Source organism: Crocosphaera sp. UHCC 0190 (genome assembly GCF_034932065.1).
Classification (GTDB): Bacteria; Cyanobacteriota; Cyanobacteriia; order Cyanobacteriales; family Microcystaceae; genus UHCC-0190.
On record NZ_JAYGHP010000001.1, the window covers coordinates 29,400 to 46,850 of the forward strand.

Here is a 17,451-nt window from a genome sequence, read left to right on the forward strand (position 1 = left end):
GATCCTTAACTTAACTTTTGGCAGTCATTCCCACCTACAAATACTATCAGAAGACCCATATTTTAGGTAGGGATAAATGCTTACTAGAAGTTAAGGTATGGTTAACCATTTATTGAGCCTTTGTCCCGACATTTTTGGTAAAATCTTGAGGGGATAAAATTTACCCTCATTTGTTACAGCAAAAAGGAGTTCGCTTTGGAACGCACATTTATAATGGTTAAACCCGATGGAGTACAGCGGGGATTGGTTGGTGAAGTTATTCGTCGTTTTGAAACCAAAGGATTTACGTTAATCGGACTCAAGCTGATGCAAGTCTCGAAAGAATTAGCTGAGGAACATTATGACGTTCACAAGGAACGTCCTTTTTTTGGCGGTTTAGTTGAGTTTATTGGCTCTTCCCCCGTTGTGGCTATGGTATGGGAAGGGGATGGAGTGGTTGCGGCCGCCAGAAATGTCATTGGCGCAACGAATCCCCTAACAGCAGCCCCTGGAACGATTCGGGGGGACTATGGGGTGAGTATTGGACGGAACCTAATTCATGGTTCTGATGCCATTGAAACTGCCCAACGGGAGATTAGTCTCTGGTTTAATGAAAAAGAATTAGCCAGTTGGCAACCAACAATTACCCCTTGGCTATACGAATAATTTAAAATCGGTGATGGGGTGAGGGAATGAGGGAATGAGGAAAGTTTTGATTTCCTGTTCCCTGTTCCCTTTACGAAGAAATTTTTTCCGGTTCTTTACTCAGGGAATTGTCCACAGATTCTAAGGGAATTTCCACCATTTCTAGGGGCTGTGGATTTTGTTTAGAAAAGCCCCAAACAAATATTAGGGCGATCGCTGTAATCATTAACCATTCTGGGGGAACCCATTCCGCATTGATTACCCGAATTAGTAATCTTAATCCTACCAGTCCCACGGTAATAAATCCCGCATCTTCGAGATAAGTATAAACTTTTAGCCAACGGATGAATAATTCTGCTAAAAATCGCAGAGTAATGACCCCAATAGTTCCCCCGATTAAAATCAACCAGATTTCGTCCGATAAGGCGATCGCGGTGGTAACACTATCGAGAGAAAAGGCGAGATCTGTCACCGCAATTAAGGGGATCGCTTGCCAAAGAGAGGTAAATTCTGGGCCATGATGATGGTGTTCTGCATCTTCTTGGGAGTTAAAATAATTAAACACCAACCATAATAAATAAACGGCCCCTAATAGTTCAAATTGCCAAAATTTGACTACCCAGGTTGCGGTTAAGATTAAAGACATTCGCAATACATAAGCCACAACTAAGCCTAAATTCAAGGCATATCGTTGTAATTTAGGGCCTTGTAACCCTTGAGCAATGGCCGCTAAAGCGATGGCATTATCGGCCGATAATACAGCTTCTAGGGCGATTAGTAAGAGGAGAAGTAGGGGAGTTTTCAAGCTGAGAGTGAGGGAAGAGTCAATAATCTGGTCAAACATTCAAAGATCAGGATGAATAAGTGCAATAATGCAAACAACGACAAAGAAATGCCGTCACCATGCTGCTGTATAATAATTCCGTTAACTTAATGATAATGTATTTAACTAAATCTTGTCAGACTTTTACAAATCTGTTGACTTAACTATTTTTGTTTGACTACAATATCTGATTAAGAAAGTCAATAGAATCATTCCGATTAAATATTTTAAAGGATTAGGAATCAGAGGATTTGGGGAAATAAAGCCTTCAATAATACCCGCTATCACTAACAAAGGAACGATACCAAAGACTAATTGTGCCGCTTGAAATCCATAATATTTTAAGGCATCGACTCGGCGATATTGACCAGGAAAAAGTAAGGCTCTGGCAATTAATAATCCTGATGCTCCAGCGAGAAAAATAGCAGGTAATTCCAGGGAACCATGGGGAAAAACAAAAGCCCAAAAAGGATAAGCTAAGTTATTGAGTCCCACTAAAGCACCAATTGCGCCGATTAATAAACCATTGTAAAATAGGAGATAAAGGGTTAAAATTCCTGCGGTCATTCCGCCAGCAACAGCATTAAAAGAAACCTTAATATTATTGATCATAATATTACTAGAGGCTAAGGGTTCTACCCCTAAAATTGATCCCATCCACAATTGATGTTCGTCCCGTACCATCTTAATCAGGTCTTCTGGCACAATTAAAGATATAAAGGTGGGATCTTGCCAAGCATACCACCAAGCAATTAAAGCCCCTAGCACAAACATTCCTGTTGAGACAGCAATGTACCCCCAGGTTTGCTGTACAACCCCAGGAAACCCCCAGAGATAAAACTCAGTGACAGCTTGCCATTCTTGACGACGGGAACCTTGATAAACTTGACTGTAACTGCGAGAAGTTAATTGTTGTAATTCCCGGATCAGAGTTGGCCCTACTTGGTGGGTTTTGGCCCGGGCCAAGTCAGCAGAGACAGAACGATATAAACTGGCTAATTCATGGATTTCTGAGCTTGCAAGGGACTTTAAGCCTCGTTTTTCGATTTTTTGTAAAATAGCATCTAATCGCTTCCAGTTGGCTTCTCGTCTTCCGATCCATCGTTGAATATTCATAACATTTCCTGGAAATCTCTCTAAATCTAGCTTAAGATATCGACGGAGGTAATATTTTAAATAATTTGGAGAAGTTTCCAGGTGAATAATAATCCCAATTTTCCCCAACCGATGGGCCCCCTTAGCGTTGGTAATGTAGCAAGTGCAGCATTAAGGTTATATCGAGATCGCTTTAAACCCTATTTTGGGGTTTCTTTCCGAGCAAGTTTATGGTCAATTTTTCCCTTTATTGTTTTGATTCCTTTGGCTGTAATTTTTGGATTATTAGCAGGAAATGATCAACCTAATGTTGGAATTTTGCTGTTGATTATTCCTGTTTGGTTGGTCTTCGGTACTTATTGTTGGTCTCATGCTTTAAAAAATGCAGCATTGATTTCTCGGTTAGCATTTAAAGAACTCATTAATCAACCAGAAACTGTTCAGCAAGCACGAAAAAATATCTCCAAATTATGGTCATTTTTTTGGTTACAATTTTTGGTTAATCTGATTATGTTTGTGATTAGCCTCTTATTATCAATGGCACAAGGTTTAGTTATTGGGTTGCCTGCTTCCCTAATTAAAGGAGGATTTGCTGCATTTTTAATACTGGTAGGATATTTATTATATTATGTTGCTTATTTTTGGTTTTATGCTCGTTTCTTTATCTCTGAAACGCCTTTTGTCATAGAAGAAAATTCTACTGTGTCTCAGGCTATTGGTCGAAGCTGGACATTAACTAAAGGGTTTGTTGGACGAATTTTATTAATTATTACCGTTGCTATTTTAATTACAATTCCAGTCTACTTACTGGCTTTGATTCCGATTTTTAGCCTAATTCCAATCCTCTCATTGATTGATCAAAATGATCCAACTCAAATGATGATTTTAGGGGGAAGAATTGTTTTTTCTATCCTGGGATCATTTCTACTTTTTCTCTTACTAAATATTGCTGCTTTACCATTTTGGCAAATTGTTAAAGGCGTTGTTTACTATGATCTTTGTGCGCGAAAAGAAGGGCTAGGATTAGATTTGAATGACTCTCTCTAGCAATAGTAACATTTCAGAATTTATTGTATTATTATGGCATTTTTTAATAATTTTAAGTTACAGACACCGGAAAATGTCGAACTCGATTTTACTTTGGCAGGGATTGGAAATCGAGCTTTAGCTCTGATTATTGACTATTCTATTTTGTCAATTGTTCAGATTTTTTACTTGCTTATACTTATTATTCTGCCAAATTTAATTTCAAATATTATTGCTAATTTTATTCAAGATATTGCCGCTATTCAAACTTGGATTATAGCAATTTTCTTGTTAATTTTTTTCGTTACGAATACAGGATATTTTGCTTTTTTTGAAACCCTATGGCAAGGACAAACCCCAGGAAAACGTTTTGCTAAAATTCGCGTTATTCGTGATGATGGTAGACCGATTGGCTTACAACAAGCTACCTTAAGAGCTTTACTACGTCCTCTTGATGATATCTTATTTATTGGGGTTTTATTAATTATTTTTAGTGAATCCGAAAAACGTATCGGAGATTGGTTAGCAGGAACTTTAGTTATTCAAGAAGAAAGCGAAAAATCTTCAGCTAATTTTCTGATTTCAGAAGAAGCTAAAACCTTAGTTAGCTACATTAATAATACAGCAAATTTAACTAAATTATCTCCTGAAAACTTTGCGGTTATTCGAGAATATTTACAACGAAGAGAGGCAATGTTATTACAAGCAAAACATGAATTATCCCGTAAATTAGCTTATCAGGTTAAGGATATTATTCAGTTAGCAGAAATACCCGAAGGCACAACAGCTAATCATTTTCTAGAAGCGGTTTATCTCGCTTATCAACAACAAAATTTATCTTAATTTGGAGAATAACACAATGAGTCAAACACCTGTAACCGTAACCTATTCATTAGAAGAAATTTTAAAGCAGATTAATAGTAAGTTAGATAAGATTGATGAAAAGTTTGAGGCTAAATTAGACAACCTTCAAAAAGATGTAAGTGACTTTAGAACTGAAACAAAAGTCTCCATTGAATCACTCAAAGGAGAAATTAAAACTCTTGATGCTGAAGTTAAAGGAATCAGTAAACGGTTAGATACTCAAGAATTTATCAATCGTTCAGTTGTGGTTGGCTTTATTTTAGCCATTGGGACGGGGGCTGTCAAATTGTTTTTCCCAAACTTCCCCCATTAACCCTGAATATTTAAGGCAACCATTGAGGACGAAAACCCACTAAGGGTAACTCTTTTAAGTCAGCTTGAACATCAGGCTTATTTCCATTTGGGGGAATTAATAACCATAATTGTCCCCCCACAATTGCCTCCCCTGAATTACTGGTTAATTTATCAGTTAAATTAGGATTATTACTGGTGATAACTTGATCAAAAAGCAATGCCAACCCATCAGGAGCTAAACTAATTTTAATATCTTGATAGTCTGATAATTTGGCTAAGGGTGTCATCTTACCCGTCTTCAAATCAAACTTAGCAAAGTAAGGTTGTTCTTCATATTCATCCCCAGATAATAATTCTGTTAATAAACAATATAGTTGAGTTCCCATGGGCGTAAATTGACAATCAATAATTGATCCTTGTGTATTTAATAATTCCTTTTGTATGCCCTGATTATTAACATAAAACAGCGATCGCGTATACCGTAAATTAGCATCATCCGTATTAAAATCGACCATTGCTGCTCCATCTCCCGTTTGGGTAAAATTCAGTAATTGACCGAATTTTGGTAAAAAATCCAAGGGTTCTGCCTCTGGTTTTAAGGGTAAAATACTAATACCTTCCCCTCTGGCCACCGCTACGGTTTGACTATCGGGGGTAATTTCAAATTCTCCCCCTGTCACCTTCAATCTTTCCGCTTGACTACCCTCTTTTAGTACCCAAAGATCAAAATCAGCCGGATTTTCTCGATTTACCCTTTGTACAACGATAATTTTGCCATCAGGAGATAGATCAAATTGATTATTTTGATAGGTTTTATTATCTAAAATTTGTTCGATTTTTCCTGCTGAATTACTTTTAAGATCTTCAACCCCATTATTCACCCCAGTGGTGACAGTATAAAGCTGTAACTGTCGTAACCCATCAACCCCAGTCCCTTGTTCGGCCGCTGAAAATAAAATGCGATCGCCTTGGGGATAAAACTCAAAGTTCATCACCACTAAATCAGGAGGTGTCAGAATACGCTTGATCTGTTGGGTGACATTATAAAACACTAATCTCCCTTCTTCTTCTCCTTGGGTTCCAATATAAGCCAAAGCGCGATCGCGGCTTTGAAATTCCCCCACAAAAGACTCCATAACCTGGCCGGGTTTTTTTTCGTGGCGAAATCTTTCTGTCCCTTGACTTAACTTTACTTGATAGGTTTGACCGTAAGGAATAGGGGTTTCTAGGGTGTAAGCAAGTCTACGACCAGCCCAGCTAATTTTCCCCGGTAGAGGGGGCTTAATGACTAAATTTTGCTCCACACTGGCTTTATCCATCGGTCGGTCAAAGGTCAAAATAAAGGCCCGATCTTTTGCGCCTACTTGTTGATTTTCCCAGCTAAAATGCTCAACCCTGGGGCCATTTCGGAAAAAACATTTATTGCCACACACTTTGTCCCCAATAACCAGGCCACCAATGACCACAGTAAAGGCACCAATGAGGAATAAGGAAACTTTATCGATAGGTTCTTGTAATAGTAGTTTATTCATAGACTAATACCCATAGGGATCATCAGGAGTGGGAATGGTGGTTATAGAATTAGCAGATAACACTAATTGCCGTTTTTCTGTCGGGGTTTCTTGCATAGTTTGGGTATCAATCGGAAGGGTTTCAGTCATCATTTCCCCTTCTACTTCTAACCAACTATCGGCGGGGTAGGCACTGCGATCGCGGTTTAATTTTACAGGAAGGCCCACCGGATAAGCATCTACGGCACAACAAGTCAAAATAAAACGACTTAATAAAATATAATTTTCGGGGAGAATGGGCGAATGTACAACAAATCCGGTAACTTTGGCCTTTTGTCCTTGGTAAGCGTCGGGTTCAGGATAAGCATTGAGGGTTCTGATCCAATCAATCAGCGATCGCTCTTCAGGTTTCACGTTAGCACTAAAGCTTTCGGTTTGGGCTTGGGTGACGGGTAAGGATTCAGAAATGCCTCGTTGTAGGGCTACTTGACTATTAAAGACGGTGGGAGGGATAATAAACCCCGCCACAGCAGTGATAATTAAGAGTCCACTACCCCATCCTGGGGGAAATAGGGTGATATGTTGTACATTTTCCTCCCTATTAGATTTTTTTTGGAATTCTTGGCCCCATAACCAGGCTTTAACTGCGCCTAACAAGACTAGCAGAATACTGGTGACGAAAACTAGCCAAAAGTAATTAGGATGAATCAGTAATCGTAATTGGCCACTGATCCAATATTTAAACAATAATGCACCCCAGAGCAAAATTGCCAGTACGTCTAACCCTGGCAACAGGCGTTTTAGCTTAGGGGAGGGTTGGAGTCTGGATAATAGATTCATGGGTAATTCACTGACTTTTCTCTCACAGCCATTCTAGAAGAAATAACTATGACATAAGACCAAAATAAAGGTTAATTGCGCTGCTAAGGCAAAAAGATAGAGGATCATTCGGGGTTTGAAAATAGACAACATTAAACCAATGGCTTTAATGTCAATCATTGGGCCAAACACGAGAAACGCTAACAGGGAACTGGTGGTAAAGGTAGAGGCAAAAGACAAGGCAAAAAAAGAGTCAACGGTGGAACAAATAGAAACAATGGCCGCTAACAGCATCATTGCTATGATAGAACTAATGGTGCTTTGTCCCAAGTTCAAGATGATTTCACGGGGAACAAATACCTGAAGACAGGCGGCGATCGCACTCCCCAGAATCAGCATTCCGCCTAATTCCCGTAATTCTTGGCTAACATTCTCTACAAATAGCCCTAAGCGTCGGGTAAATTCTCCTGACTGCTTGCTAGATAAACTGATGCCCCCGGCTGACATTTCCTCCATTTTTAAGGGTGTTCCTGCTGTACCGAGTAAAAATGTGCCTGACTGTAATAACATCGAATCCGTTTCAGTTTCTGCTTGGCCAGAGTAACGGGAAAATCGGGGACGACGGGAAATCATGGCCACCCGTTGGGCTAACAAAGGCTGTAACATGGGACGGGGATCTTTTTGGACGCTGAAAATCCAACCAATGGTAATGGCGATTATCAAGGAAAACACCACCCGAAAGACCACAATTTCTGGTTGATCTCGAAAGGCCACCCAGGTTGACCAAATTACAATCGGATTAATGGTCGGGGCGGCTAATAAAAAGCCAATGGCCGCTGAGTTGGGCATTCCCTGCATTAACAGTCGTCGCGCTACAGGCACGTTACCGCATTCACACACCGGAAAGAGAAAGCCGATACAACTGCCAGCGACTGCCCCTAATAAGGGATTTTTCGGTAGGATAGCGATTAATTTGCGCTCGTCAATAAAAATAAGTAAGGCACTGGAAAGGGATACCCCTAACAACAGAAAAGGGAAAGCTTCTACCAGCAGACTGAGAAACAAAGTAAAGGCGTTGTGTAGTTGAGTCATTAGATTATTGCCCGATCAGGCTGGTTAGGGTATTATGACGCAATTTCGGAGGATAAAGATTCTGGGTTGCCTAGGTTGAGGAAAAGATTGTTCATTATAACTGATCGGTTGTCCGAGTCTGCCCCGAAAATGAACTGAGGTGATGGACAAAACTGGACAAATAGAGAAAAGATACGGTAATAATACCTAATTTTGCTTATTTGTGTACGTTGGCGTACCGACAAAACCGTTTCATTTGTAGGAGGATATACAGTCATGCCCAAGCAAAGCAAAATACCTCAGTATTAGCTTGTGTCTTGGGTTACATTTGTTCCCTTTGCCCTAATGATTGCTGTCTTCATCAGACACAACAATTAGTAATAATTTCAATCATGTTTACATTTTATAGCTTGCATCAAAATTTTAATAATCAGTGCTACCAAATCAATCAAAATCAGGTAATCAACTCATTGACGCTTTGCCTTTGGAGGAATCTAAACGGTTAGCTCCTTATTTTAAGTTGGTGTATCTCCAAAGTTCAACAATTTTACATGAACCTGGGGAATTTATTGACTTTGCCTATTTCCCTATCGGGGCGATGATTTCTCTGGTGTCTATCATGGATAATGGCGCAACCACGGAAATGGGTTTAATTGGAAACGAAGGATTTATTGGTCTTCCTATTGTTTTAGGGGGAGAACATAGCATCAGTCGAGCTATTGTGCAAATGGAAGGGGATGCCTTGAAGATTAAAGGTTCAATCTTGAAACAAGAGTTTCAGCGAGGGTTAAACCTACAAAAATTGCTGCTTATTTACACCCAAGCTCGCTTGACTCAAGTGGCACAAACATCAGCTTGTAACCGCCAACATAGTATCAGACAGCGTCTCTCCCGTTGGTTGCTCTCCGTTTATGACGGTGTTCTTAAAGATGAGTTGCCCCTAACCCAAGAATTTATGGCGAATATGTTAGGCACAAGAAGGGCGGGGGTGACGAATGCGGCTAATGAATTACAAAAGGCGGGTTTAATTAGTTATAGTCGGGGTAAAGTGCATATTCTTGATCGTGAGGGATTAGAAGAAAATGCCTGTGAATGCTATCGGGTTATTCAAAATGAGTTTATCCGTTTACTTGGCTCAAAACGCGGATAAGTATGTCGGCAAAATTAATTGTAGGCCGATGCACTGCCCACCAAAAGCCTAAAATCGTTGTAGTGTTTCCCTGACTCATGAGGTACTAGCAACCTGAACACCTGCCTTCTGCCATAAGATGGGTTTGAGAACCGGATTTGGTATCAGACGGTTGTTGTGGGCAATGCCCACCCTACGGTTTTTATCCAATTAATTTTGCTCACCTACTTAGTATCAGGCTGAAGTCTGTGCAATATTTTTGATAAATTAGACAATTCTAGACAGTCAATTTGCCTTAATTTTTGAGGTTTAGATTCATATTTTCTCATTTTTATTTCAGAATTAAATTCATAAGAAATATTAATTTGAATTACCTATGTACGAAATCGTACTGTAGTTTTTTTGATTTATCAATATAATTAATAGTAGGATAAAAAAGCTTCACTTTCTTAGCAAATTCAAAAGGCTTTGGGACAGTAAATTTTATTTTTTCTTTGCTTAGGTTGTTTATTGATTGCTTAAGAAGCATTAACACAATGGTTTATACAATTGTTAATTTGACCTCAGTTCTTGTCATTAGAGAAGTCGAGGATTTTTTGGCAGAGTATCCCCTAGATCATCCTTATCAAGTCTTTTTTTCTCGTTCCTATTTTCGACACAAACTAATTGCTCATATCCTCTGTAAAATTCCCAATCGTCATATTGTTGTTGAGGATGTTGAGAATCTACCGAATAATAGTAATTATCTTCGTTTTTCCTTAGAAGAAAGACTGAAAATAGAAAACCTAATTGCCAAAGAAATTCCCTATATTCTCAATGGAGATTCTACCATCAGGTGTCGAGAATTTGTTACGCCAAAAGCCCCCATTAATCAGGGTTTTGTTTGGGAGGAAAACTATAATTAAGTTGCTCCTAGTAAGCGATAATAATCATTTTTCATAAAATGATAACATTCACAAGTATTATTTTCTAAGGCTCGCCGATTGATGATTGTAATGCGTCCCCGTTGATAATTAATTATTCCTTGATTCCGCAATTGTTGAGCAACCTGAGTCACACTAGCACGACGAACTCCTAACATTTTAGAAATCAAGATTTGGGTGAAACAAAACTCATCTGATTGGACAGAGTCTTGTACTGATAATAACCATCGGCAAAATTGTTGTTTTATCTGGTGATTAGATTTGCAAACGGCAGTTTGTGCAATTTTATTTAATCGTATTGCCGTGTACAATAAGAGAATGTTGTATAAAGTTTTTTGTTGTTGAAACTCCTGTTTAAGCACCTTAGAACTAATTTTTATAGCCGTTCCAGTCCACTGTACAATTGCTTGGTGAGTCGCCTCCTTTACACCTAAAATAATCGGTAATCCGACCATCCCTTCGTTACCGATTAACCCAATTTCTGTCATGGAATTGTCAGATAAAATAGAAACCAGAGAAATCACACAGTTTTCAGGAAAATATACCCATTCCATTTGTTGATTGGGTTCATAAAGAATCTGTCCGAGAGGGATATCAATGAATTCTAGGTGAGGTTTAATTCTTTGATATTCAACTTTAGGTAAATTTCTTAAAAGTTGATTGTTAACAAGATGAGAAGTTTGATTCATTTACTTTTTACACTTTGTTAAAATTATTTCTCAATAAGGACTAAAAAAAATTGTCAGTATAAAACGATTTATCCCTACAGTAAAATTAATAAATGAATACAGGCTAAAGCCTTTTTCTATAAGCACAAAGGCTGTCTACACAGCCTAATTTTGAGCCTAGGTAGCCAGGCTTAGTTCTTATTGCTTAACCTTTAAGGGTTTAAGTCTGTAATTTTTAATTGTTTTACATCCTAGGTTCGGTAGAGCCGATTTTCTTTGAGAGTAAGCATGGAGGAATTGCCCTTGAAACTGATACTATTGCGTAATACTTATCTTCTTACACATTGACTCTATTCTATCATTGTTTATCAAATATTGGGTAAATCTTAATATAAACGAGATCCTGTAATTAAAGTCACTGGATTTAAGGGAGAAAACCGTGTTAAATTAGACAGAGAAACTGAACGGGATATTTGAAGATCCAGTAATTGGTAATGCCAAGCCTGATTTTTTAACCAATTTAAGCTGATCCCCAAATTTTCTAGGGTTGCAACCGCAATAATAATCAATCCTTCTTGAGTTAATTTATGTTGACAAAAGTTTAAGATTTCGACTAAGTTTCCTCCACTTCCTCCGATAAATATTCTATCAGGATTTGGCAAATTATTTAAAATAGCTGGGGCTTTTCCTTCAATAGAAATTACATTATTTACGTTGAATCTTTGTGTGTTTTTATTGATTAAAGTGATACCTATGGCTGTTTTTTCAACAGCATAAACTTGAGAAGTTGGACATAAACGGGCAATTTCCACCGAAACTGAGCCAGTTCCTGCGCCAATATCCCAGATAATTTGGGGTGGTTTGAGACATAATTCTCCTAAAATAATCATCCTAATTTCGCGTTTTGTCATCAGTCCAGGACGATCTTGAAAGGTTAAAAAATAGCGATCTTCTATCCCGAATAAGGGTAATTTGTCAAGAATATTTTTATCTAATTTAATGGGATTTTTACGCCGTAAAATCACCACATTAAGGACAGCAAATTGATCAGGGTTAAGCTTAACTAAATCTTGAGGAGAAAAAGAGCTTATTTTTTCTTTCCTATCTCCTAGATTTTCACAAACCCAAATCTCATAATTTGTTGGTAGATTTAAACTTAAATAAAGACTAGCGATCGCTGGAGGGTTATTAATATTATCCGTGAGAACAGCAATTTTTTCAATGCCCTGTTGCAAACTAGAGATCAACTCATCTAAATGACGACCATGACCACTAATCAGTTTAGCATCATGCCAAGGTATTTTAACACGACTAAAGGCTAATTGAAGAGAAGTAAGATGGGGATAAAATTCTAAATTTTCTGGTTCAAAATGTTCTAAAAGTAATCTTCCTAACCCAAAAAATAAAGGATCACCACTGACTAAAATAACAACTGACTGATAGGATTGATAAATTTGTTTTAGGGTGTTAATATCTTCAATAAAATTGTTTAAAATTAGTTTTTTTGCTGGATGGTTAGGAAAATAACTTAAATGGCGATCACTTCCCACCAATAAGTCAGCATTTTCGGTTATTTTTCGACAATTTTCGGTTAAACTTTCTTGTCCATTTAAGCCAATTCCAACAACTTTAATCATTATATATTTACAGTAATGGTTACTTATTTTCCCACCCTAAAACTAATAAGGCATTAACAATAGCTGCTGCTACAGATGAGCCACCTTTTCTTCCTTCTACTAGAATTTTAGGGACATCAATCTTGGCTAATGCTTGTTTAGATTCTAACACAGAAACAAAGCCTACAGGTGCGCCAATAATTAAGCTTGGTTTGCTGTTTTTTTCGGCAATTTGTTGACACAAAGCAAGTAAAGCAGTGGGGGCATTTCCAATTACATAAATTCCATTAGGATAGGTTTCAAAACAAGTTAATAAACCTGTTTCTGTACGAGTTTTTCCTGGTAGGGGTTGAGATGCTGCTTCAACAGCAGTTATGATCGGGTTATTAAAAGTTTTATTAACTAGGGTGATAATGCCCTGTTTTACCATTGTTACATCAGTGATAATGGTTTTTTTTTGTTGAAAGGAATTAATACCTGATTTAATAGCATCAGGACTAAATTTTAAGAGTTTTATAAAGTCAAAATCTGCCGTTGAATGGATGACACGACGAGCGATCGCATATTCTAATGAATTAAGATTATGTTCTCCAATTTCTTGATCAATGATGGCAAAACTTTGTTCAACAATGGGGTGATTTAGGGGAGAAGATTGAGTCATTATAAATTTAGAAAATAATTCGAAATTGTTCATCATCAAGTTTACAGATAGGGGAAAAATCAATCCTATAAGCATTCATATTAGAAACTAATAATTAAGGTTGTAACTTTTCTCTTTGTTTTAATTCTCTTTAACTGATAGGTGGGTCATGGGGTCTTGTGCTACCCAGCCTACGGGGAATTTATAACGAACTTCAAAATGTAAATGAGAATTTAAGATATCAGGTCGTCCCGTTGCCCCCACATACCCTAACACATCCCCCACTTGTACCGATTGACCCATTTTTGCCGCAAAACGACTCAGATGAGCATAACGAGTTTGTCGTCCATTGCCATGATCAACAATCACTAAAAAGCCATAATTCCCCTCTTGGGCTACAAAAACCACCGTTCCTGCATCTGCTGCTAAAACAGGGGTTCCCACCTCAGCTAAAAGATCAACTCCCCCATGAAAAAAATTTTGTCCCGTCGTCGGGTCAGTATGCCATCCATAAGACAGCCCCACTGGGGCCACAGCAGGTAAAGGATACCCTCTCAACCCCGTATAATTATTGGGCCGAACGTTCGTTCCAGATTCCCAATTAACCCCCGGAATAAACACCACTTTCGGAGTTTTCACACAGCCATTGATCTCAAATAAGACATCGGCCCGTATACCATAAGCCTTAGCCAAGTCATTCCAGGTTGCCCCATTGGGTACAGTCACCCGAATACCATTAAAAGGCGGAATTGAAAGAGACTGCCCCACTGTCACCGTTCCCCCCTGTAAACTCGAATTAAATTGAATTAAGGTTTGGGGCAATAAATTATAAGTCTGGGCGATACTTTCAATGGTTTCTCCTGGGGCAACCGTATGACGTTGTAAACGAGATAAGGCAGGAGTCTGACAAATTTCTGACATTGGACTTTGGGCCATGACAGAAACAGAAGAAAATAAGGGAACAAAGGAGAAAAATAAGACCAATAACCGTTCACTACTCACTGATCTATAAAACCCGTAAAATACTCGGAATATCTGCGATCGCCTCTAGATTCCGAATTTCATCTAAGGCAGTACGGAAGTTGCCTTCACAAACATTGTGAGTGACGACGACAATTTCTGCTTGTTCCCCTTGAAAGCCAATTTGTACCACCGACTCTAAACTCACCTGATGATCACCAAAGGCAGTTCCTAAATGGCCGATGACCCCTGGTAAATCTTTGGTGAGAAAACGGGCATAAAAGCGAGTTTCAATCTGTTCTATGGGAGTAATTTGGCAAAAATGCTGATGAACACAACTTAATAAGGGATCAAGGCCGTTATTCGGGCCGCTACTTTGAAGGATAGCCACAATATTCATGATATCGGAAACCACCGCGCTGGCTGTCGGCCCCGCCCCGGCCCCCGGGCCATAAAACATCACTTGTCCCAAGGGGTTCCCTTCCACTAAAACCGCATTGTACACCCCATTAATACTGGCTAAAGGATGGGTTTTAGAGACGAGGGTAGGATGTACCCGCAATTGTAATCTATCGGACGCTTCTCCCCCTGTTCCTTTGGCAATGGCCAGGAGTTTAATCACAAATCCTAGTCTATCGGCATAGGTGATATCTGCCGCGCTAACCTTACGAATACCTTCGCAATAGACATCTTCCCGTTTTACCCTTCCCCCAAACCCCAAAGAGGCTAAAATGGCGATTTTATCGGCTGCGTCTAACCCATCTACGTCGGCCGTGGGATCAGCCTCAGCATAGCCTAATTTTTGGGCCTCGGCCAAGACTTCCCCAAAATCTGCCCCCTCTGTGGTCATTTGGGTCAAAATATAGTTAGTCGTGCCGTTGATAATGCCGATAATACTGGTGATACGGTTGGCCCCTAGAGACTGTTTTAGGGGTTTGATGATGGGAATACCTCCCCCCACAGCAGCCTCTAAGAGAACGTAAACCCCGGCTTGATTGGCTGCTTCGTAGATTTCATCCCCATAACGGGCAATAACTGCCTTATTGGCCGTGACAACGTGCTTTTTCTGGGAAATGGCTTGTAAAATTAGCGATCGCGCGGGTTCGAGTCCCCCTAATAATTCCACCACAATGTCAATGTCAGGATCATTGACTACTGCTTCTAAGTCAGTGGTCATGATACCTGGTAAGAATTGCACTTGACGGGGTTTATCCAGCGATCGCACACCCACTTTATGGATCGTAATATCTTGCAATAGGGGGTTACGTCCCGCAGGATCTAAGATAATTTGTGCAGTTCCCGTTCCCACTGTTCCCAAACCGAGTAAACCGATCTTGAAGGCCACTTCTGTTACTCCTGTTGTCGTCTTCTTGATCTAGATTAGCGGTTTGTTGTCCCTAGTTGTTGCGAATCTCTATTTTTTTCTTTTTTTAATAATTATATTTAATAAATATTGGTTAGGAATATGGATTATAATTGACTTATCAATTAACCTCAAATATATTTAAACTTTTTTATGATACAAACCTCTAATAAATCCCTAACATTAGACGAGTTTTTGCAACTTCCAGAGACTAAACCCTCAAAGGAATACATCAATGGTCAAATTATTCAAAAACCCATGCCCCAAGGAAAACATAGTCGCATTCAAGGTAAATTAGTCAGCACCATTGAAACTTTAGCAACTCAGTCATCTCTTGCCATCGCTTTACCAGAATTACGCTGTAGTTTTGGAGAAAGATCAATTGTTCCTGATGTGGTTGTTTTGAAATGGGAAAGAATTCCTCGTGATGAAGATGGAGATATTGCTAATATTTGTTTAACCTATCCCGACTGGACAATTGAAATCTTATCCCCCAATCAAAACCCCATTAAAGTAACCGGAAATATCCTTTATTGTCTCAATCATGGGACTTGTTTGGGTTGGTTAATTGATCCGGAAACTAAATCAATTCTTGTCTTTCTTCCTCAACAGCAACCCTTATTTTTAGAAAATTCAGAAGATAATTTACCTGTCCCTGAATTTCTAGCTGAATTAAAATTAACTGTTGGGGATGTTTTTAATTGGTTAAAACTCTGAAAGTTGGGCAAAAATAGAGTAATTTATGAATTTCTAAAAATGCCTAACCCTGCTTTACTTTCAATGTAATCAGCTAATCTAATAAAATCATCCCTAGGATAACATCTTCCACCAATTAATTTAAACGCTAATTCACTGCGAGGGTTATTCGGATCTTCCAGCAAATGAATTCCCCAGTAATACAAAAGATCGCTAGAGCGAATACAAACTTCTTCAGGATCAATACAGTGGAATTTATCATCTGTTTGACTAATATCTTGATAAACATTTAAAAAACTGTCTCGCAGTAGCTTAAATCTATTAACACCAATATTTTTATGGTTATTAATCAAAATAAATAGATGAGCATTTTGATTGATTTTGCGAATTTCTTCAACCGTTTTTTTTAATACTCCTCCGTGTTTATTAATTCCTAGAGGATTTAAGGTAGTCGGAATGATGCAATAGTGTAGTTTTTTGATTAAAGATTCATCATTTCTTTCTAAAGCAGGAGAGCAATCACAAATCACTATTTTACAGTTTCGGGCTGATTCTTCATTCCAAGTTTTTCCATTAAAAACCTCAATGGTATTACCAACACCACCAGGGTTAGGCACATAAACCCCATCCCCAACTAATTTATGTAAGTTTTGTTCTGGATCTAAATCTAATAAAGCAATATCAAATCCTTGAAGGGCTAAAGCCCCTGCTAAATGGGCTGCAACTGTTGTTTTTCCTACACCTCCTTTACAAGTAAAAACACCAAAATAAATCTTTTCTGGTTGCTCAATTTCAGAGCTATTTTCTTGATTATTTGCACCATCTTCTGGCCCTCGTATCCATTTAACCGTGTTTTCTTCAGCAACTCCACAAAAAAACCTCGAATTTTCTCCCAACCCTCTAATAACAGCAAGAGCAGGGCCACCAAAACCTTTAGTTGTAATAAAAAAGCCACAATTAAACTTTTTACCTTGTGGAGATGCTAAAAAATCGATAAACTTCAAAAGTTGTGGAGCCGATACATTATTGTTAAGCCATTTTACTTGAACGGCTCCAAAATTGTTATTTTTTTTTACTGTTAAATCATATCCAACTTGATTGGGTTTTGCGGTTTCTACGTCCCATTGATAATGACTAAAAAGCTTAGCGACGTGCTGCTCAAAATGAACAAAGTCAGCAACAAATTTAGGATTAGTTTTAGTTAAAGACATTTTTTTATCCCTATATTAATTATTTAATTGGTTGAAAATATACAGTCACATTTGACCTTATGTTTTCATTTTAATCGTTTTAAGATTAATTGAGATCCTTTTCGTCAAAAAACTTCAA

18 protein-coding genes are annotated in these 17,451 nt (G+C 38.4%); 7 read left to right on the forward strand and 11 right to left on the reverse strand.

What is annotated here, in order from left to right; all coding sequences use genetic code 11:
* Positions 1-195 precede the first annotated feature (195 nt).
* Entirely contained in the window at positions 196-645 is a 450-nt protein-coding gene (gene ndk, locus VB715_RS00130; RefSeq protein ID WP_323299171.1) for a nucleoside-diphosphate kinase, read from the forward strand.
* Between the two features lie 70 nt (positions 646-715).
* Here ndk and VB715_RS00135 read toward each other — a convergent pair whose 3' ends face one another.
* Together VB715_RS00135 and VB715_RS00140 are read right to left on the reverse strand one after the other, a co-directional pair.
* The gene (locus tag VB715_RS00135; RefSeq protein ID WP_323299172.1) at positions 716-1,468 is read right to left on the reverse strand and encodes a TerC family protein; all 753 of its coding nucleotides are present in this window, start codon (positions 1,466-1,468) and stop codon (positions 716-718) included.
* Positions 1,469-1,591: 123 nt separating this feature from the next.
* Positions 1,592-2,563 carry a stage II sporulation protein M gene (locus VB715_RS00140; protein WP_323299173.1) on the reverse strand — a complete coding sequence of 324 codons (972 nt, stop codon included), beginning with the start codon at positions 2,561-2,563 and terminating at the stop codon, positions 1,592-1,594.
* 81 nt (positions 2,564-2,644) lie between these two features.
* Here VB715_RS00140 and VB715_RS00145 point away from each other — a divergent pair, with 81 nt between their 5' ends.
* From VB715_RS00145 to VB715_RS00155, 3 genes are read left to right on the forward strand one after another with little or no spacing between them, the layout of a single operon-like run.
* Entirely contained in the window at positions 2,645-3,589 is a 945-nt protein-coding gene (locus tag VB715_RS00145) for a hypothetical protein (protein ID WP_323299174.1), read from the forward strand.
* 33 nt (positions 3,590-3,622) lie between these two features.
* Positions 3,623-4,411, forward strand: a complete 789-nt coding sequence (locus VB715_RS00150) for an RDD family protein (RefSeq protein ID WP_323299175.1) — start codon at positions 3,623-3,625, stop codon at positions 4,409-4,411.
* A 16-nt stretch (positions 4,412-4,427) separates the two neighbouring features.
* On the forward strand, positions 4,428-4,745 hold the full coding sequence (locus VB715_RS00155; RefSeq protein WP_323299176.1) for a hypothetical protein: 318 nt from the start codon (positions 4,428-4,430) through the stop codon (positions 4,743-4,745).
* A gap of 10 nt (positions 4,746-4,755) precedes the next feature.
* Here VB715_RS00155 and VB715_RS00160 read toward each other — a convergent pair whose 3' ends face one another.
* From VB715_RS00160 to VB715_RS00170, 3 genes are read right to left on the reverse strand one after another with little or no spacing between them, the layout of a single operon-like run.
* Positions 4,756-6,258 carry an Ig-like domain-containing protein gene (locus VB715_RS00160; RefSeq protein WP_323299177.1) on the reverse strand — a complete coding sequence of 501 codons (1,503 nt, stop codon included), beginning with the start codon at positions 6,256-6,258 and terminating at the stop codon, positions 4,756-4,758.
* A 3-nt stretch (positions 6,259-6,261) separates the two neighbouring features.
* Positions 6,262-7,077, reverse strand: coding sequence for a TIGR03943 family putative permease subunit (locus VB715_RS00165; RefSeq protein ID WP_323299178.1), 816 nt, complete (start codon positions 7,075-7,077; stop codon positions 6,262-6,264).
* A gap of 33 nt (positions 7,078-7,110) precedes the next feature.
* On the reverse strand, positions 7,111-8,148 hold the full coding sequence (locus VB715_RS00170) for a permease (RefSeq protein WP_323299179.1): 1,038 nt from the start codon (positions 8,146-8,148) through the stop codon (positions 7,111-7,113).
* Positions 8,149-8,560: 412 nt separating this feature from the next.
* Here VB715_RS00170 and VB715_RS00175 point away from each other — a divergent pair, with 412 nt between their 5' ends.
* On the forward strand, positions 8,561-9,277 hold the full coding sequence (locus VB715_RS00175; protein WP_323299180.1) for a Crp/Fnr family transcriptional regulator: 717 nt from the start codon (positions 8,561-8,563) through the stop codon (positions 9,275-9,277).
* Positions 9,278-9,792: 515 nt separating this feature from the next.
* The gene (locus tag VB715_RS00180) at positions 9,793-10,161 is read left to right on the forward strand and encodes a hypothetical protein (RefSeq protein ID WP_323299181.1); all 369 of its coding nucleotides are present in this window, start codon (positions 9,793-9,795) and stop codon (positions 10,159-10,161) included.
* Here VB715_RS00180 and VB715_RS00185 read toward each other — a convergent pair.
* The 5 genes from VB715_RS00185 to VB715_RS00205 all read right to left on the reverse strand — a co-directional run bounded on the left by VB715_RS00185 (position 10,158) and on the right by VB715_RS00205 (position 15,408).
* Positions 10,158-10,868 carry a Crp/Fnr family transcriptional regulator gene (locus VB715_RS00185; protein WP_323299182.1) on the reverse strand — a complete coding sequence of 237 codons (711 nt, stop codon included), beginning with the start codon at positions 10,866-10,868 and terminating at the stop codon, positions 10,158-10,160. The two genes, VB715_RS00180 and VB715_RS00185, sit on opposite strands and share 4 nt — an antisense overlap.
* A 365-nt stretch (positions 10,869-11,233) precedes the next feature.
* Positions 11,234-12,484, reverse strand: a complete 1,251-nt coding sequence (gene cbiE, locus VB715_RS00190; protein ID WP_323299183.1) for a precorrin-6y C5,15-methyltransferase (decarboxylating) subunit CbiE — start codon at positions 12,482-12,484, stop codon at positions 11,234-11,236.
* Positions 12,485-12,503: 19 nt separating this feature from the next.
* Positions 12,504-13,124, reverse strand: a complete 621-nt coding sequence (locus tag VB715_RS00195) for a cobalt-precorrin-8X methylmutase (RefSeq protein WP_323299184.1) — start codon at positions 13,122-13,124, stop codon at positions 12,504-12,506.
* A 120-nt stretch (positions 13,125-13,244) separates the two neighbouring features.
* Positions 13,245-14,039 (reverse strand): LysM peptidoglycan-binding domain-containing M23 family metallopeptidase, encoded by a 795-nt coding sequence (locus tag VB715_RS00200; RefSeq protein WP_416336899.1) that lies wholly within the window; start codon positions 14,037-14,039, stop codon positions 13,245-13,247.
* 70 nt (positions 14,040-14,109) lie between these two features.
* Entirely contained in the window at positions 14,110-15,408 is a 1,299-nt protein-coding gene (locus VB715_RS00205) for a homoserine dehydrogenase (RefSeq protein ID WP_323299186.1), read from the reverse strand.
* 171 nt (positions 15,409-15,579) lie between these two features.
* Here VB715_RS00205 and VB715_RS00210 point away from each other — a divergent pair, with 171 nt between their 5' ends.
* On the forward strand, positions 15,580-16,143 hold the full coding sequence (locus VB715_RS00210) for a Uma2 family endonuclease (RefSeq protein ID WP_323299187.1): 564 nt from the start codon (positions 15,580-15,582) through the stop codon (positions 16,141-16,143).
* Between the two features lie 23 nt (positions 16,144-16,166).
* Here the strand turns inward: VB715_RS00210 and VB715_RS00215 are convergent, their stop codons facing one another.
* Complete coding sequence (locus tag VB715_RS00215) at positions 16,167-17,333, reverse strand: AAA family ATPase (RefSeq protein ID WP_323299188.1); 1,167 nt, start codon at positions 17,331-17,333, stop codon at positions 16,167-16,169.
* Between the last annotated feature and the right edge of the window lie 118 nt (positions 17,334-17,451).

Bases quoted from the DNA above. Each gene is read 5' to 3' on its own strand.
- VB715_RS00180 (WP_323299181.1), top strand. From the start codon at position 9,793: ATGGTTTATACAATTGTTAATTTGACCTCAGTTCTTGTCATTAGAGAA.
- VB715_RS00165 (WP_323299178.1), bottom strand. From the start codon at position 7,077: ATGAATCTATTATCCAGACTCCAACCCTCCCCTAAGCTAAAACGCCTG.
- VB715_RS00200 (WP_416336899.1), bottom strand. From the start codon at position 14,039: ATGGCCCAAAGTCCAATGTCAGAAATTTGTCAGACTCCTGCCTTATCT.
- VB715_RS00185 (WP_323299182.1), bottom strand. From the start codon at position 10,868: ATGAATCAAACTTCTCATCTTGTTAACAATCAACTTTTAAGAAATTTA.
- VB715_RS00150 (WP_323299175.1), top strand. From the start codon at position 3,623: ATGGCATTTTTTAATAATTTTAAGTTACAGACACCGGAAAATGTCGAA.
- cbiE (WP_323299183.1), bottom strand. From the start codon at position 12,484: ATGATTAAAGTTGTTGGAATTGGCTTAAATGGACAAGAAAGTTTAACC.
- VB715_RS00155 (WP_323299176.1), top strand. From the start codon at position 4,428: ATGAGTCAAACACCTGTAACCGTAACCTATTCATTAGAAGAAATTTTA.
- VB715_RS00160 (WP_323299177.1), bottom strand. From the start codon at position 6,258: ATGAATAAACTACTATTACAAGAACCTATCGATAAAGTTTCCTTATTC.
- VB715_RS00195 (WP_323299184.1), bottom strand. From the start codon at position 13,124: ATGACTCAATCTTCTCCCCTAAATCACCCCATTGTTGAACAAAGTTTT.
- VB715_RS00210 (WP_323299187.1), top strand. From the start codon at position 15,580: ATGATACAAACCTCTAATAAATCCCTAACATTAGACGAGTTTTTGCAA.
- VB715_RS00140 (WP_323299173.1), bottom strand. From the start codon at position 2,563: ATGAATATTCAACGATGGATCGGAAGACGAGAAGCCAACTGGAAGCGA.
- VB715_RS00135 (WP_323299172.1), bottom strand. From the start codon at position 1,468: ATGTTTGACCAGATTATTGACTCTTCCCTCACTCTCAGCTTGAAAACT.
- VB715_RS00215 (WP_323299188.1), bottom strand. From the start codon at position 17,333: ATGTCTTTAACTAAAACTAATCCTAAATTTGTTGCTGACTTTGTTCAT.
- VB715_RS00170 (WP_323299179.1), bottom strand. From the start codon at position 8,148: ATGACTCAACTACACAACGCCTTTACTTTGTTTCTCAGTCTGCTGGTA.